At 37.7% G+C, this 17,117-nt stretch carries 17 protein-coding genes; 9 read left to right on the forward strand and 8 right to left on the reverse strand.

The features are described 5' to 3' along the window. Positions 1–330: 330 nt before the first annotated feature. Positions 331–2,028: a S41 family peptidase gene (locus BM179_RS16800; RefSeq protein ID WP_229632968.1), complete on the reverse strand. Its 1,698-nt coding sequence runs from the start codon at positions 2,026–2,028 to the stop codon at positions 331–333. Positions 2,029–2,289: 261 nt separating this feature from the next. Here BM179_RS16800 and ruvX point away from each other — a divergent pair, with 261 nt between their 5' ends. Beyond that, entirely contained in the window at positions 2,290–2,712 is a 423-nt protein-coding gene (gene ruvX, locus BM179_RS16805; protein ID WP_092018317.1) for a Holliday junction resolvase RuvX, read from the forward strand. A gap of 61 nt (positions 2,713–2,773) precedes the next feature. On the opposite strand, the gene BM179_RS16810 is transcribed toward ruvX, so the two are convergent. After that, positions 2,774–3,589 (reverse strand): phytanoyl-CoA dioxygenase family protein, encoded by an 816-nt coding sequence (locus tag BM179_RS16810; RefSeq protein ID WP_092018318.1) that lies wholly within the window; start codon positions 3,587–3,589, stop codon positions 2,774–2,776. A gap of 272 nt (positions 3,590–3,861) precedes the next feature. Here BM179_RS16810 and BM179_RS16815 point away from each other — a divergent pair, with 272 nt between their 5' ends. Beyond that, positions 3,862–4,995, forward strand: coding sequence for a BamA/TamA family outer membrane protein (locus BM179_RS16815; RefSeq protein ID WP_229632969.1), 1,134 nt, complete (start codon positions 3,862–3,864; stop codon positions 4,993–4,995). A gap of 62 nt (positions 4,996–5,057) precedes the next feature. Here the strand turns inward: BM179_RS16815 and BM179_RS16820 are convergent, their stop codons facing one another. Beyond that, complete coding sequence (locus BM179_RS16820; RefSeq protein WP_177219432.1) at positions 5,058–6,155, reverse strand: mechanosensitive ion channel family protein; 1,098 nt, start codon at positions 6,153–6,155, stop codon at positions 5,058–5,060. A gap of 57 nt (positions 6,156–6,212) precedes the next feature. On the opposite strand from BM179_RS16820, the gene BM179_RS16825 reads away from it, so the two are divergent. From BM179_RS16825 to lptC, 3 genes are all read left to right on the forward strand, one after another. After that, entirely contained in the window at positions 6,213–6,938 is a 726-nt protein-coding gene (locus tag BM179_RS16825) for a type III pantothenate kinase (RefSeq protein WP_092018320.1), read from the forward strand. Beyond that, positions 6,922–8,223: a BamG family beta-barrel-assembly machinery protein gene (bamG, locus tag BM179_RS16830; RefSeq protein WP_092018321.1), complete on the forward strand. Its 1,302-nt coding sequence runs from the start codon at positions 6,922–6,924 to the stop codon at positions 8,221–8,223. The genes BM179_RS16825 and bamG overlap by 17 nt, the downstream gene beginning before the upstream one ends. A 78-nt stretch (positions 8,224–8,301) precedes the next feature. Next, a complete protein-coding gene (gene lptC / locus BM179_RS16835) occupies positions 8,302–8,844 on the forward strand; it encodes an LPS export ABC transporter periplasmic protein LptC (RefSeq protein WP_092018322.1) in 543 nt (180 codons plus the stop codon). Positions 8,845–8,951: 107 nt separating this feature from the next. Here lptC and BM179_RS16840 read toward each other — a convergent pair whose 3' ends face one another. From BM179_RS16840 to BM179_RS16860, 5 genes are all read right to left on the reverse strand, one after another. Beyond that, positions 8,952–9,368, reverse strand: coding sequence for a c-type cytochrome (locus BM179_RS16840; RefSeq protein ID WP_092018323.1), 417 nt, complete (start codon positions 9,366–9,368; stop codon positions 8,952–8,954). 29 nt (positions 9,369–9,397) lie between these two features. Further along, positions 9,398–10,072 (reverse strand): SCO family protein, encoded by a 675-nt coding sequence (locus BM179_RS16845; protein ID WP_310586954.1) that lies wholly within the window; start codon positions 10,070–10,072, stop codon positions 9,398–9,400. A 13-nt stretch (positions 10,073–10,085) separates the two neighbouring features. Next, entirely contained in the window at positions 10,086–10,487 is a 402-nt protein-coding gene (locus BM179_RS16850; protein WP_092018324.1) for a hypothetical protein, read from the reverse strand. A 136-nt stretch (positions 10,488–10,623) separates the two neighbouring features. Next, complete coding sequence (recN, locus tag BM179_RS16855) at positions 10,624–12,294, reverse strand: DNA repair protein RecN (protein WP_092018325.1); 1,671 nt, start codon at positions 12,292–12,294, stop codon at positions 10,624–10,626. Positions 12,295–12,477: 183 nt separating this feature from the next. Further along, the gene (locus BM179_RS16860; protein WP_218159240.1) at positions 12,478–13,710 is read right to left on the reverse strand and encodes an isocitrate dehydrogenase (NADP(+)); all 1,233 of its coding nucleotides are present in this window, start codon (positions 13,708–13,710) and stop codon (positions 12,478–12,480) included. Between the two features lie 220 nt (positions 13,711–13,930). Here BM179_RS16860 and BM179_RS16865 point away from each other — a divergent pair, with 220 nt between their 5' ends. From BM179_RS16865 to ffh, 4 genes are all read left to right on the forward strand, one after another. After that, complete coding sequence (locus BM179_RS16865; protein ID WP_092018327.1) at positions 13,931–14,341, forward strand: GNAT family N-acetyltransferase; 411 nt, start codon at positions 13,931–13,933, stop codon at positions 14,339–14,341. A 35-nt stretch (positions 14,342–14,376) separates the two neighbouring features. Then, positions 14,377–14,793 (forward strand): GNAT family N-acetyltransferase, encoded by a 417-nt coding sequence (locus tag BM179_RS16870; protein ID WP_229632970.1) that lies wholly within the window; start codon positions 14,377–14,379, stop codon positions 14,791–14,793. Between the two features lie 9 nt (positions 14,794–14,802). Beyond that, positions 14,803–15,639 carry a formyltetrahydrofolate deformylase gene (gene purU, locus BM179_RS16875; protein ID WP_092018329.1) on the forward strand — a complete coding sequence of 279 codons (837 nt, stop codon included), beginning with the start codon at positions 14,803–14,805 and terminating at the stop codon, positions 15,637–15,639. 112 nt (positions 15,640–15,751) lie between these two features. Next, entirely contained in the window at positions 15,752–17,077 is a 1,326-nt protein-coding gene (gene ffh, locus BM179_RS16880; RefSeq protein WP_092018330.1) for a signal recognition particle protein, read from the forward strand. Positions 17,078–17,117 lie beyond the last annotated feature (40 nt).

Raw genomic sequence — 17,117 nt, forward strand, 5'->3', positions numbered from 1 at the left:
ATTTAGAAACGGGGAAGAAGTATAATTTACTTCTTCCCCGTTTTTGCATTCAGGGCGCCGATTTGTAAAACAAAGCGTTCATGTATGGTATTGCTGATAATGTTTGTCCTCTACCGGCAAATTATTCATGGTTTTCCCCGGTTTGTTGAGTGAAATACTTTTGGTTTTAATTGCATAACGCTCTCAGGCCTTTCATAGCTTATGCTCTGCTTTCAATCATTATGAAAAGAAAGACCTGGCTTCAACGATTTATATCCATTAAAAAAGCATCGAAATCAATGAAGATTCCGATGCTTTTAAATATTGATTGATTTTACAATCAGAAGATTTTTATTGCTTTCTCGAATTATGAGAGATCGTCTCTACCAATTCTCCTCTTGCCATTTTTTCGGCTTTATCAATATAAGTCAGAGACTTCTGAAGTGTTTCATCCATTTGTGCCATTACCTGAAAATATTCGTTATTCAGTCCGTTTTTGCCTTTATTCTGCCAGATATTGCGGGCGATATAAGCTTTAATCTGAGTTTTAATATATGGTTTTGAGCGATTGAAATCATTCTCTCTGAGTTTAACATCAGATCTTCTGGCAAGCTTCTGCATGTCGCTCAGCATAGCATCAGTAATGACGAAAAGCTTGTTAAAATCCTTGAAAGTCATTTTTTCAAGTGCTTTTCTGTTGTCATTCGCATAATCCAAAGCATACTCACGGATGATGTTTTTTCCCAGCAACTCATAAAGGTATTTAGTAAACATGGTAGTATCTCTTGGAATAAACACATCAGGAGTAATGCCGCCGCCACCATAAACAGTTCTTCCGCCAACAGTACGATACTTTAATTTCTCGTTAAATTTAATGCTGTCTGCTGAATAGAATTCCCCGCTTTTAGATCTCTGGTCGTAATCTTTTTCATATTCATCTTCCTTCCCTAAGGTATATGGTTTCTGAATACTTCTTCCGCTTGGTGTATAATAGCGGGAAATCGTAAGTCTTAGTTCTGAACCGTCAGAAAGGTTTACAGGCATCTGAACGAGCCCTTTACCGAAAGAACGACGGCCAACAATCAGGGCTCTGTCATTATCCTGCAAGGCACCTGCAACGATTTCAGCAGCAGAAGCACTTCCCTCATCAACAATCAGGGTTAAAGCTCCTTTTTCAAAAATACCATCTCTTTTGGTAAAAGTCTGAGAATCGTATTGAGTTCCTTTACCATCTGTATAAACAATGAGTTTTTCTCCACCCAGCAATTCATCAACAATTTTCTCTGCACGATCTTTATAACCACCCGGATTTCCACGAAGATCTAATACTAAACGCTTCATATTGGCATTTTTCAGATCACTTAAGGTATTTTTAAACTCGTCATAAGTGGTTTCAGAAAAACGGTCAATTTTAATATAGCCGGTCTGGTTGTCAATCATATATCCTGCACTTACTGAATAAGAAGGAATACGGTCGCGGGTCACGTTAAAAGTTTTCAGGGTCTTTTCACCATAAGGTAAAATATCCAGTTTTACTTCGGAACCGCGTTGACCTCTTAATTTACTGTAAATAAAGGCATTGGTAACTTTAGGGCCGGTAAGGGAGGCACCATTTACTTTGATAATTTTATCGCCGCTTTTTATTCCGGCAGAAGAAGAAGGGCCATTAGGTAAGGCACTTACAATATAAACAGTATCGTTAAAAACATTGAATTCTATACCAATTCCGTCAAAGCCTGCTTCCAAAGGAGCTTTCGCTAAAGCGGCTTCATCTGCAGAAAAATAAGAAGTGTGAGGATCCAGCTTTTCCAGCATTTTCTTGATAGAATAATCTACCAGAGTATCAGTATTAACGGAATCTACATAGCTGGTTTCCACAAGTGATAAAACTTCACGGTATTTGTTAAAACCTTTGGTAACACCGGCCATTTTGTTGTGACCTCCGAAAAATGTCGCACCAACCAATATCCCGCCTGCTAAAGTCAATGAAATTAATATGGGTAATTTTACGATAATCGGTGAATTTTTTATGTCTTGGTTTTCTTTCATCACTGGCATGTTTTCAATTTTCCACACTTCGAAAAGCAAAAAAAGGGTTTAATTCCCCTGAAACGCAATTTTAGTATTAAAATAATAAAATTTTGACTTAAAGTTACAAAAAACAAAAATTCTATCCTCGGCTTTTAGGATAAATTCATCACTTTTTATGAAATATCCTATCTTATAAAATTGGTCTGTTTCCTCAAAATATGAAATATTTTGCAAAAATCATTAAAAAGGGGCAATTTTGGTAAAACAGATTTTCAGAGAATGGCAAGGATATTGGCAATTGATTACGGGAGTAAAAGAGTAGGGCTGGCAGTAACAGACCCTTTAAAAATTATAGCGTCTGCGTTGGATACTGTTCATAGCAAGGATGTGATCGCTTTCCTGAAAAATTACTGTGAAAAGGAATCTGTAGAAGCTATTGTGGTAGGTATGCCTAAAAACCTTGATAATAATGATACCAATAATACTCCGTTAGTTGAAGCTTTTGTGAAGAATCTGAAAAAGCAATTTCCGGAAATGCCGATTCATTTGCACGATGAGCGTTTTACCTCTTCAATGGCATTGCAGGCAATGATTTCAGGAGGAATGTCAAAAAAAGACAGGAGAGAGAAAGGTAATGTGGATAAAGTTTCAGCAACGATTATTTTACAATCGTTTATGGAAGAACAGGAGTTAAGGAAATAAAAAAACAGTTTAACTGATCGGTTTTGAATCAGTTAAACTGTTTCACCATATTAAAATATGCTTACTTCTGAACCACTTTAGCGAAGCGGTGATAGAAAGGCGTTTTACTTTTTTCACTTTTTGGCATGTACTTACCTGTAATGATAGGTACATACATTACGCGGCGGCGGGATTTTTCACCAAAGTTTGGAGAAACTTCCACTCTATGCCATAAACGACCGTCGTGGATTGTCAGATCTCCGGCATTGATTTCAAAACCGATTTCGCGTGGATCCGGATTGTGATCAATAAATTGTTTTTTACCGAATAACAACTTCAATACACTTTGATTTTGCGTGCCGGGTAGTACTCGCAATCCACCGTTTGAAGAAGGACAGTCGTCCAAATGGATACCAACGTTCAACATCGGAAGGATTTTCTGACCCAGGAACAAATCACGAGGGCTGTCTGTGTGCCATCCCATTTGCGTAAATTTACTGTTTTCAGCATTTACATAATGGTTAAACACTAATCCGTCTTTTTCGTTATCACTAATACGGCCATCATATGGTTGTAAGAGTTCAACCAGAAGTTTGAGGCGTGGATCTTTCAGAAATTCAGCGAGAACAGTACTGTACTTATTCGTGAAGCACATCCTTTGGATCATTTTATTGCCCTTGGGATCTTTTCCGAATTTTAGTGGAATACCATTGATTTTCTCAATGCCTTGCTCAATCCAGCTTTTTTCAATTTTATCTAATTCACTAATGAATAGTTGAATCGTTTCCTGATTAATGAAATTCTTAAATTGGATGACTCCGTATTTCTGAAAATAGGCTTTCTGCTCTTTAGTCAGCTGGTCACCCAGGGTGAAGGTTTTATACTCGAACTTTACCATCGTCTAAAATTGTACAAAATAAAGTTTTTAAAAAAGTTTCTTATGGTTTTTGGGTATCGCTTTCAAGACCAAAAATACAAAACGGTAGCGTATAGACCTTTTTACCAATGTTATATGATAATAAAATGCAAATTAAGCAAATGTAATTTTAATTTTAATTAATTGTCAAATAATTATTATTAAATATTGTAATATTAATACGAAGTTGTAAAAATAATATTTGAAATTTGTACTTTAATAATTTTTGTAAGGTTGTAGTGATCTTTAAAATCGTGAAATATATAACACAAACATTGTACAAAAAGTTGCTTTTACTGGGTTTTCTTTTTTTGTATAAAATTAATTTTATTTCATCACAAAACATCAATGATTCTCTGGCATTGACCAGAAATCGTAATTTACTTGTTGTACCTGCTATTACACACTCCATTGAAACCGATTGGTCTTTTGGAGCGGCTGCTTCCTATACTTTCAGGTATTCACACGAAGATACCCTCACAAGAACTTCAAATTTACAAACTTTAGCGTTGTATTCGCTTAATAAACAATTTGTTGTTGCCCTAGATGGTACAATTTTTTTTCCTCATGAGAAATATATTTTAGGACTTCATGGCTCTTTCAGCTATTTTCCGGATAAATTCTGGGGTTTAGGCAATGATACACCGGATTCCAATGAGGAAAGCTATATCTATAAACAATTCTATATTTTTCCACATCTTCAGCGAAGTTTTTTCCATCATAATTTTTTCATCGGCGCAATGTATGAGTTTCAAAAGGTTTTTGGAATTAAATACGGAATGGATAAACCGAATATCAGTGAGAGTCTTTTTGAAAAAGAAAATATTACCGGAAGGAACGGAAGCATCGTTTCCGGTTTTGGTGTCAGCTTTACCTGGGACAGCCGGAATGAGGCTTTTTCACCAAATAAGGGAAGTTTTGCCCAATTGAAATACATAGATTTTAATAAATTATTCGGTTCGGAGTACTCATACTGGAATATCGTTTTCGATGCCAGGCGATATATTGCCGTTAATACCAAACATGTTCTGGCTTTACAGGCATTTGCATTTTTTAATGAAGGGACTGTACCCATCAGAAGTATGGCTTTGCTTGGCGGAAACAATAATATGAGAGGATATTATGATGGTCGTTTCAGGGATAAAAACCAGGTCGTCTTTCAGGCTGAATACAGATTGCCTTTGTTTTGGCGGTTCGGAGCAACAGGATTTGGCGGTTTAGGGGAAGTCAGCGACAGAATAGGAACCTTAAATACATTACATTATACCTATGGTGCCGGCCTGAGATTTGCCCTTAAACCAAAGGAAAAACTGAATATAAGGGTGGATTATGGATTCGGTGAAGGGGGATCGAATGGCTTATATTTTATGATTGGGGAAGCTTTTTAGTGAAAAATCAATGCCCGGTGTGAATGTACGATTCGTATATTTCTCACCGGGCATTGATTTGTTTACTCCTTTGTATGAACGGCGATTAACGGAGAAGCGAATTGTACCTCATTTTTCTCCAGAATTTTCATGATTTCAAAATTGATATTTTCCTTGATTTGCTGTGATTTCCAGTAATCCTGGGTTTGTATGTAATAGATAACCAGCACATCTACAGAATTTTCACTGAAACCTTCGAATCTTACCCCACCTTGCTTTTGATTTGTCAGTTCGTCTGCATCAATAATTTGCTGTATGTCAGCAATGACTTTTTTCAAACTATCCACGGGTGTATCCAATCTGAGTTTAAGCAGATATCTAGCCCTCCTGTAATCTCTTTTAGAAAGGTTATCAAGTGCCTGGGAAGTCAATAACCTGTTCGGAATTGTTACCAGACTTCCTTCCAGTGTTCTGATCCGGGTACTTCTGAAACCAATTTTTTCAATTTCTCCGGAAATTTTATCGATTTGTACACCATCTCCTACTGTAAAAGGTAAATCAAGGAAAATAGTAAATGAAGCAAATAGGTTTTCCAGGGTTTCTTTGGCAGCCAGAGCAATAGCCAGACCACCTATTCCAAGTCCGGTAATAAGTGCTACTACGTCGATATTGAAAACTCGTCCCAACATGACAAATCCGGTAGCCACGACTACGAAAACAATGGCAAGATCTCTGAAAAAAGGAACAAACTGGTCATCCAGTTTACTTTCGGTAAGTTCAGCTTTACGCAGAAAAATCAGGGCAAAGAATTTGATAACTCTGATGATAATCCATGAAATAGCTCCGATCAGAATACACTGGAAGGTTCGTGCAAGGATTAAACGAATACCAAATTCATCTATTGTAGCAAACTGCCAGCTGGGGGGGAAAACCAGATAATGAAAAGCAAGGTAGATAATTAAAAGCGTAATCAGGAATTCTACGGGTTTCCTGAGTAAGGCAATGCATTCACTGACAGCTACCTGATCACTGTTGATAAACCTGAAAAGAAACCTGCTCAGGAGTACTGAAAGGACTCTTTTTAGCAATAATCCTGTTACTAAAATGGCTGAAAACCAGAGATAATTTCTTAAAGGGTTTTCCAGAAATTCACGGGATAGAAAATCATTTAGTAAATTCATAACTTTAAACATTGTGATAATTTAAACAAAACTACATTTAACGCTCATTTCATCAAAATGAACCTTAGCATCGATTTAGGAAACACCTATGCCAAAACGGGATTTTTTGAAGCAAATTTGTTAAAAGAAATACATTGGAAGCTCACTTACCGGGAGCTTGTCGATTATGTAAGCAGTATCCGGCCGGAAAATATTATTATTTCATCGGTCAGTTATCCTGAGGAACAACTTCAAAAAGAGTTTGCAGAAATCACCTCAAAAGTGTTCCTGCTTAAAAATACAACGGCTGTACCCCTGACAAAGTTGTATGATACCCCCGAAACTCTTGGTGCAGACCGGATTGCTGCGGCCATAGGAGCAAAGGTTTTGTACCCTGATGATAACTGTCTTGTGATTGATATGGGAACCTGCATTACCTATGATTTAATTGATGCTGAAAATAATTTTCATGGGGGAATTATTTCCCCGGGAATGCGGATGAGATTTAAGGCTATGAATACTTTTACGAGTCGTTTACCGTTATTAGAACCCGAAGGCATCCCGCCGCTTATAGGGAAAAGTACGAAAACTGCTATGCAAAGTGGAGTTATTAACGGACTCATAGCAGAAATTAATGGAATAATTGAGCAATATGAGGGGGTTTTAACAAAAATTAACGTCGTTTTTACCGGAGGAGACGCTCCTTTTTTTGAAACCCGCATAAAATACCCGAACTTTGTCATACCAGAATTAGTTTTGGTGGGCCTTAATAGAATTTTAGCATATAATGTCGAAGAAAAATAGATTTCAGGTAAAAGTAAAATTTATAGTTTTAGCGCTATTCACACTTCAGTGTACACTACTTTCAATTCGTACCACTGCTCAGGTAGTAAACTCACCATTGTCTTATTTAGGTCTTGGAGAATTAAATGACGGATCATCTATTACAAACCAGATGATGGGAGGTTTGGGTGTTGCCAACGCTAATGGAATCTATGCTAACTTAATTAACCCGGCTCTTTTAGCCCGCAACCGCTATGTTGTTTTTGAAGTAGGTGTAAACGGTGAATATAAATCGATGCAGAACTACCGTCAGAAACAGAATATCTTCGGAGGTAACTATAATTCTATTTCTCTTACCCTGCCGCTGTCTTCAAGATGGACTGGTTCTTTGGGTTTAATTCCTTACAGTACAGTAGATTATGAAACAAGATCTATCCGTCGTTTGAACCTGATCGGAACAGATAGCCTTATTTATACCTACAAGGGTTCGGGCGGGATAAACAAAGCATTTTGGTCAAATGGTTACAGAGTTGGGAAAGAGATTTATTTAGGTCTGGAGATCGGATATCTATTCGGGGCGGTGAACCGTAATATCACTTCTCAGGATTTAAGTGATAATCAGTATTATCAGGTGCGTCTTGAAGATCGTACAAACTATTCGGATGTTTCTTTTAAAGCAGGATTTGTGTGGAGACCGAAGTTGAAGAAGGATCTTTTCCTGAATGTTGCAGGTACTTTAGACTTAACTTCAAACCTGAAAGCTACCAGATTAAAGCGTTATGCTATTTATGGTGCTGATGGCGTTACGCAGATTAATGCTGATACCATCAATAATATGACCAGTGGGAAAGTTAAAGCACCCAGAACAGCCAGATTAGGTTTAAGTTTGGAGAGACCTTCGAAATGGTTGGTTTCAGCAGATTTTTCTTATACAAAATGGGCAGCTTATACAACTCTGGTGGATGAGCCTCAGGTGCTGAAAGATAGCTACAAAGTAGCGATCGGTGGAGAATTTACACCGGATTTTAACTCGATTTCAAACTATTTCAAAAGAGTTCAGTATCGGATAGGTGCTAGTTATGCTCAGACACCTTATGATTTTGTGAATACTGGTGCTGTTACTAAGGATATGAATATAACAATGGGGGTTTCACTGCCATTGCGAAATCTGTCTTATATCAATGTTGCTTATGTTTTCGGAAAACGAGGTAATTTAAGTGATAACAAGCTGGAAGAACAATACCATAAATTTGTGATCGGATTTACACTTAGTGACCAATGGTTCCAGAAAGTGAAAATCAACTAATGGTTTTAACAAATTGTGTGCATATTTTAAATGTCAGACTTATTGCAAGTCTGGCATTCTTTTTTTGAGTAACAATTCATGAAGAATCTATTCTTTTTCATCATTTTTTTAGGAATAACTTTTTTACAGGTTTCCTGTAAAGAGGAAAACCATAAGAAGAAAATTCAGTTATACGAAGGACCGCTTTCTGAATTGGATGGGATCAACATGACCTATAGCGACTCTGCACGACTTATTGTGAGAATGGTTACGGAAAAGCAGTTGACTATGCCCAATGATGACAGGGTGTATCCTAAAGAAGTAAAGATTTTTTTCTATGACCGTCTGGGGAATGAAACGACTAATCTGAGGGGTGATTCTGCCCGCTATTTCCGGTCATCCAATCTTTATAAGGTTTACAGACATGTTGTAATTAATAATACCTTAAAAGGAGAGACACTTAAAACGGATGAACTTATCTGGAATCCTGACCAGAAAAGGGTTTATACGGATAAACCTGTAGATGTTTATACCAGAGAAGAGGTGCTTCATGGAATAGGTATGGATGCGAACCAGGATTTTACGCAATACACTTTAAGAAGAGTAACGGGTGTTGTAAGTGTTAAAAACCTTCCCCAGTAGGTAATCACATAGACATATTCATATAGAGTGAGTTATAATCAGCTGCTCTTTTTATTCTTGTAACCACATAGGCATATAGGTCACATAGGGAAGATTAGAATTGGTTACTACTTCTTTTTACACTTTTCTAAGATTTTTTCTACTTCTTTCGTTTCGGTTATCTCTTCTTTATTACCCCATTGTTTATAGATATAGGTAGATATTTCGGCAATATCCAATGCCAGTAGCTGAGAATTTGGAGGCATTGGCTGATGATAGGTTTTGCCATTTACTACAATTGTGTCAGATAATCCATTCCGGATGGCACAAATGACCAGTTCTTTATTTTTTAACATAAAATCTGAACCGGCGAGAGGGGGATAAAGTCCGACCAGGCCTTTTCCATCATTCTGATGACAGTTGGCACAATGCGTCTTATAGAGTTCCATTCCCTCTACATAGTATTGTTTTTTCTTCAAATCTTCCTTGCTGTCACAGGCACTGAAAAGAGCAGCCAAGGCTAATAAAAATGGGAAATATTTCACAAGAGATCAATTGAAATGTAAATCAAAAATTACTGTTTCTTATCCAAAAGCAGGTCTATGTCTTTCATCAGCACATCTACTTTTTCAGGAAGTGTTCCATCATAAATACCTCTGATATGGCGATTTTCATCAACCAGAATAAAGGCTCCGCTATGTACAATACCCCCTGGTTGTGTGTTATCTTCAGTGGCCGTTACCATATAGCTTTTTTGCCCCAGTTCATAAATTTTAGCTTTATCTCCGGTAACAAACTGCCATTGACTACCTGAAATACCCAGGTTTTTTGAAAATTCCTTTAAAACACCCGGCGTATCATGACGAGGGTCAATGGTGTGAGAGAGAATAGCCACTTTAGGATTGTCTTTATATTTGTCATAAATTCTCAACATCTGAGTTTTCATTTTCGGACAAATTGTAGGACAGGTAGTAAAGAAGAAGTCAGCAATGTATATTTTACCGGCAAAATTCTTTTGGGAAATCAGAACGGAGTCCTGGTTAAGGAATTCAAAATCAGGAATTTGATGATAAATGGTGTCAATTACTTCTTTCCCGTCAACCATTTTCACTTTAGTGTCTTTCTGGCCGAGAATTGGTAATTCTCTTTTGCTTTCAGAACAACCTGCTACCCAAAGGCTGGCATAAGTAACAGACATTAAGAGTAAGGATCTTAATCCTGCTCTTCTCACTTTTTTCAATTCCCGCATTTTCAATCCGCTTTTATTTACTTAGAAATTTCTTTGCTTTTTCGATACTGGAGTTTGTCAGGTTTTTTACTTCCGTAATTTTTGCTTTTTCCCCTTCAAAATATTTTATTACCTCTTCATGACTTTTACCTTTTACCAGATCAGGATTATAAGCTGCCATCCAGTCAGACATTTTGTTATCTGCTGAATCCAGCTCAGAGATGATTTTTAAGGCTGTAACGGAGTCAGGAGATACTTTTGCTATACTATCCAATGTACTTTTTAAAGCCATCACTTCATCACCCTTGGGCATCACCTGGTCGTGTACTGCCATAACATCCTCAATAAGCTTTCTCTCTTGATTATTGCTTTCTGACTGGTTGTTACAGGCAGAAACTGCAAAAGCAAATACCGAAAGTAGTAGAATCTTTTTCATATTTTCGATCAGTAAATTTCGGATCCGGATATTTATTATTTATCCGGATCCGGTTTTTAGTTGGTTTTGATTAATGTATTCAGATTCATTGATTATAAAATCTGAGTTATATCTTGTCTGAAAACCCTGAACCTTCTCAGGTTTTTGATATCAGGTGGTTATTCAGAATTTCTCTGGCATTTTCAATGATAGCAGCAGAAGGTTTTTCTCCACCAATCATTTTTGCTATTTCCATAACCCTCTCATCATTTGTCAGCCTTCTTATTTTAGAAACCGTTTTGACAGATGAATTATCTTTATATACAAAATAATGAGCATTTCCCTGAGCAGCTATCTGGTGCAAGTGGGTTATTGCAATAATCTGATGTCCACGAGCCATATCACGCATCATATTTCCTACCTTTATTGAAACTTCTCCGGAAACGCCTGTATCGATTTCGTCAAAAACAATTGTCGGCAAGGCTCTTTTATCTGCCAGGATGTATTTGATAGCCAGCATCAAACGACTGAATTCTCCGCCGGAAGCTACGTTTTTCAGTTGCTGAGGTTTGATACCTTTATTAGCAGAGAACAAGAAATTGATGTTATTGATTCCGGTAAGTCCGGGTTTCACTAATTCGCTGTCAAGTTTTAAAGAGGCATTTGGCATTCCAAGATCATGAAGAAGGGATGCTACCTCATTTTCAATCGACGGCAAAACAGCAAGTCTGGTTTCAGATAAGGCTTCTGCCTGTTCCAGCATGGCCTTTTCGGCTTTTTCGGTATTAATCCTGGCTTTTTCAATAGCCTCATCAATATTCAGAACTTTACTGACTTTTTGCTGTAAATCAGCTTGTATTTCCAGTAATTCCCTGATATTTCTTGCCTGATGTTTTTGCAGTAAATTATAAATCAGACTGATTCTTTCCTGAAGGCTGTCAATTTTCTCATTGTCAAGTTCAACCGCTTCTTCTTCGCCGGCCACTTCATCTGCGATATCTTTCAATTCAATCAGACAGCTGTTCACCCGTTCTTTCAGTGCTGCGAACTGAGTTCCGTAAGTACTGATGCTATTGAGATTGGATAAAGTATTTCCCAGAAAGGAAATAACGGATTGTTCAGGATTGCTAAGGTATTCTGCTGAAAGCTGAAGTTTAGATTTTACTTCTTCGGCGTTTTCGAGGATGTTTAATTCCTGCTCAAGCAGTTCCAGTTCACCATCCTTGAGTTTGGTTTTTACCAGTTCTTCAAGGAGAAAAGCATTGTAATCAAACTCTTTCTTGCTTTCTTTTGCTTCGGATAAAAGCTCGGTATAAATTTTTTGAGATTTACTGAATAACAGAAATTCAGATTTGTAAGACTCAAAAAGATGATTGTTCTGGGCATAAGTATCAACAATCTGAAGCTGGTATTCATTGGCACCCAATAGCAAGGTGTCGTGCTGGGAATGAATATCCATCAGCTGAGAAGTAATTCTTTTCAGTGTCTCAAGATTGACGGGGGTGTCATTTACAAAGGCTCTGGATTTTCCTTGCGGGGAAATTTCCCTTCTGATGATGCAGACCTCTTCAAAATCAAGTTCTTCTTCATCAAAAATAGTCTTTATGGCATATCCGGAGATATTAAATTCACCTTCAATCACACATTTTTCTTCAGGGTTAAAGAGCGTTTTGGTATCCGCCCTGTTTCCCAGAAGTAAACCGATAGCGCCGAGCATAATTGATTTTCCGGCACCGGTTTCACCTGTAATAATGTTTAATTCAGTATCAGGTCTGAGTTCTAACGTCTCGATTAATGCGTAATTCTTTATTTGCAGATGAGTCAACATAGATTTTTGCTTAGACAGTGCAATTTACAAGTTACGGCTTTAACAAAAAAAAGTTTAATTGATTTGATAAAATTTAAGATAAGAAATTAAACGAATGGCAGAATAACTGAAATGAATGAAGGATTTCTAAAAATAAAAGCCATCCCGAAGAATGGCTTTTAAAAAACAATAAGGTATTTATGATTACTTAGCCAGAGCAACTTTCAGGTTTTCGTCAAGTGCGGCTAAGAATTCTTCAGTGTACAAATAGTGCTCACCGTGAGTTACTTTGTTACCATGGATACAAACAGCTAAATCTTTAGTCATTTTCCCTGATTCAACAGTTTCAACACAAACTTTTTCCAAAGTCTGGCAGAAATTGATCAAAGCTTCGTTTCCATCTAGTTTACCACGGAATTCCAAACCACGTGTCCAGGCAAAGATAGAGGCGATCGGGTTAGTTGAAGTTGGTTTTCCAGCCTGGTGATCACGGTAGTGACGTGTTACTGTTCCGTGAGCTGCTTCAGCTTCCATAGTCTGTCCGTCCGGAGTAACCAAAACAGAAGTCATCAAACCTAATGAACCAAAACCCTGGGCAACGGTATCAGACTGAACGTCTCCGTCATAATTTTTACAGGCCCAAACGAAATTACCATTCCATTTCAAAGCAGAAGCTACCATGTCATCAATCAGACGGTGCTCATAAACAATTCCTTTTTCTTCGAATTTAGCTTTGAAGTCGTTTTCGTAGATTTCCTGGAAAATATCTTTGAAACGGCCATCGTATTTTTTAAGGATGGTGTTTTTAGTTGAAAGATATAAAGGCCATCCTTTGCTCAATGCCATGTTGAAACATGAATTGGCAAATCCGCGGATAGACTCGTCAGTGTTATACATTGTTAAAGCAACACCATCTCCTTTGAAGTTGAATACTTCGAAGCTCTGAGCTTCTGAACCATCTTCAGGAGTGAATGTAACTGTCAATTTACCTTTTCCTTTGGTAAGAAAATCAGTTGCACGATATTGATCACCAAAAGCGTGACGACCAATCATGATAGGAGCTGTCCAGTTTGGAACTAATCTTGGAACATTTGAGCAGACGATCGGCTCACGGAAAACCGTTCCATCCAGAATGTTACGGATGGTACCGTTTGGTGATTTCCACATTTGTTTCAGGTTGAATTCCGTTACACGGGCTTCATCAGGTGTAATGGTAGCGCATTTGATACCAACACCATATTTCTTGATAGCCTCTGCGGCATCAATTGTAACCTGATCGTTAGTTTCGTCACGATATTCCATGCCCAAGTCATAATACTTGATATCAACATCCAAGTAAGGAATAATCAATTTGTCTTTGATAAATTTCCAAATGATTCGGGTCATTTCGTCCCCGTCAAGCTCTACGACGGGATTTGCAACTTTAATTTTTTCCATGATTGAACAGCAAATTAGAATTTATACAGCTCGGTTACTGATAGTTTTCAAAAATAAATTAAAATGAATTTTGGGCAAAGGTAATCAATGAATTGTTACCCAGAAAAAATTCTTTTTGCTGAAATCACTGTTTTTGAGAATTGCTTACTGATGAAAGAGTTATTTGTGTCATTTTTAAGGAATTGAATTATTAACTTTGGGTTTTAAACTGATAAATATCATGATAACCATTAGAGAAATTACTCCCTCTGAAACCTGGCCGATCAGGCATCGTGTTATGTGGCCGGATATGCCGGCAAGTTATGTACAGTTGGAAGAAGATTTTAATGGTATTCATTTTGGCCTTTTTGAGGAGGAAAACCTGATTTCCGTGGTTTCACTTTTTGTAAAAGACGGAGTAGGACAGTTTCGGAAGTTTGCTACCGAAATAACAGAGCAAGGCAAAGGATATGGTGCAAAACTTCTGGCCTTTCTTGTCACAGAATCCCGGAAACGTGAACTGAAAGAACTCTGGTGTAATGCCCGGGTATCGGCCTTCCCTTTTTACCAGAGACAGGATTTTGAGGTGGTTTCTGAAACCTGGGAAAAGGATGGAGTAGCGTATGGGAAAATGAGAAGAGTTTTTAATTAAGCATATATTCAAACCAGAATAAACTTATAAATGATATGATCCGGATTGCTCAGAGTAAAGAAGATATTTTGAAATGCTGGGAGGTTTTACATTTATTAAGACCTCATTTGAAAGAAGCAGATTTTGCTGACAAAGTTATGGAAATGTTTTCCGAAGGATATCAGATTGCTTTTATTGAAGAAAATGAAAAAGCTGTTGCTGCGATAGGTTTCAGGTATCTGCAAATGCTCTATAACGGAAAACAGATTTATATTGATGACCTTTCCACCGTGGAAGAAGCAAGAGGAAAAGGTTTTGCAGGGAAATTACTGGATTATGTGGTAAATTTGGCAAAAGAAAAAGGTTGTCAATGTGTTACGCTGGATTCCGGCCCGGCCAGACATACAGCTCACAGACTTTATCTGAATAAAGGTTTCAATATTGACAGCTATCATTTCTCAAAGAAAATTTAATAAGCCCTGATGATTGATTATATTCTAAGAATTGCCTGTCCGGATGAAAAAGGGCTTGTGCATAAAATTACCGGAGTCCTTTACCATAATGAATTAAGTGTAATCAGAAATGATGAGTTTGTAGATCGGGAAAATGACTATTTCTTTATGAGAACCGAGTTCTCGGGAGATTGTGATCCTGACAGAATTGTAAACGGATTAAAAGGGATTTTACCGCAATCAGCTATTATAGAGCTTATTACAAAGCAGATTAAAGATGTAGTAGTTTTAGTGACAAAAGAACATCACTGTCTGAGTGATCTTTTAATCAGAAATGAATATAAAGATCTGAATTTCAATATTTTGGCAGTGATCGGAAATCATGATACACTTCGCCCGCTGACCGAAAAATTCAATATCCCCTTTCATCATGTTTCGGCGGAAGGAATTTCCAGAGAGGCGCATGAATCAGCCATAGAGCAACTGGTAAAAAGTTATAATCCTGATTATCTGGTTCTTGCTAAGTTTATGAGAATTCTGACACCGGAATTTACTGATAAATTTAAAAATCAGGTTCTGAATATTCACCATTCATTTTTACCGGCATTTATCGGAGCAAATCCGTATAAGCAGGCCTATCAGAGAGGAGTAAAGATTATCGGAGCCACGGCACATTTTGTAACCGATGACCTGGATGAAGGACCAATTGTTTATCAGGACATTATCAGGGTAAATCATTCAAAAACTGCTCAGGAAATGGCTCAGGCCGGAAGAGATGTGGAGAAAATTGTACTGGCAAATGCCTTGAAATTAGTTTTTGAAGACAAGGTTTTTATTCATGGTAACAAAACAATTATTTTTGAATAGAACCATTTTCAACAGAAATCCAGTAAGTCCCTCATTCGGAAAGCTAAGCTTTTGGAGAATTCTGGAGGTAATTTTGTAACTTTGCGATATTGTTATTTAATCATAACCAACAATGTTTGAAAATCTAAGCAGTAAACTCAATACCGCCATCCGTACGCTGAAAGGTCAGGGGCGTATTACGGATGTAAACGTAGCGGCAACAGTGAAGGAAATACGTAAGGCTCTTATGGATGCCGACGTTAACTATAAAGTAGCTAAAGAAATTACCGATAAAATCAAGGAAGAAGCTTTAGGGCAGAAAATCCTGATTGCAGTTGAGCCAGGTCAGATGTTGGTCAAAATCGTTCATGACGAACTGACGGGCTTAATGGGTGGTGAAAAGAAAGATATTAACCTGAAAGGTGATCCTGCTGTAGTTTTGATTGCAGGTTTGCAGGGTTCAGGTAAAACTACTTTCTCAGGTAAACTGGCACAGCATATCAAAAAAGGCGGAAGAAATGTTCTTTTGGTAGCTTGCGATATTTATCGTCCTGCGGCTATTGACCAGTTGAAAGTACTTGGAGAGCAGGTAGGAGTAGAGGTTTATGCAGAACCTGAGAACAAAAATGCTGTTTCTATTGCCCAGAATGGTATTGAATATGCCCGTAAAATGGGTAAAAAAGTAGTTATTGTCGATACCGCCGGCCGTTTGGCAGTTGATGAGGCAATGATGAATGAAATTGCAGCCGTAAAAGAAGCCATCAAACCTACAGAGATCTTATTTGTAGTAGATTCAATGACTGGTCAGGATGCGGTAAATACCGCTAAAACCTTCAATGATCGTCTGAATTTTGACGGGGTGGTTCTGACCAAACTGGATGGAGATGCACGTGGTGGTGCTGCTCTTTCAATTCGCCACGTTGTGGAGAAGCCGATTAAGTTTATCTCTACCGGAGAAAAAATGGAAGCGCTGGATCAGTTTTACCCTGATCGTATGGCCAGCCGTATTTTGGGTATGGGTGACGTACTTTCTTTGGTTGAAAAAGCTCAGCAGGCTTTTGATGAGGAGGAAGCGGAAAGAATTAACAAGAAAATTCGCCAGAACCAGTTCAGTTTTGATGATTTCTATTCTCAGTTACAGCAAATCAAAAAGATGGGTAACATCAAGGATTTGATGGGAATGATTCCGGGAATGGGTCAGGCCGTTAAAGATGTTGATATCTCCAATGATTCGTTCAAACCGATAGAGGCCATTATTCAGTCAATGACTCCTGCTGAACGTAAAAAACCGGATATTATTGATCCTTCACGCAAGAAACGTATTGCCACTGGTTCAGGAACCTCAATTCAGCAAGTGAATAACCTGATGAAACAATTTGAGGATATGCGTAAAATGATGCGTATGATGAACAAGGTTCAGGATGGAAAAATGAAAATGCCAACCTTGCCAAAGCGATAGATTTTAGACTTTGAGAAACAGGATATCAGCAGGCGTTAAA

Source organism: Pseudarcicella hirudinis, assembly GCF_900115665.1.
Taxonomy (GTDB): Bacteria; Bacteroidota; Bacteroidia; order Cytophagales; family Spirosomataceae; genus Pseudarcicella; species Pseudarcicella hirudinis.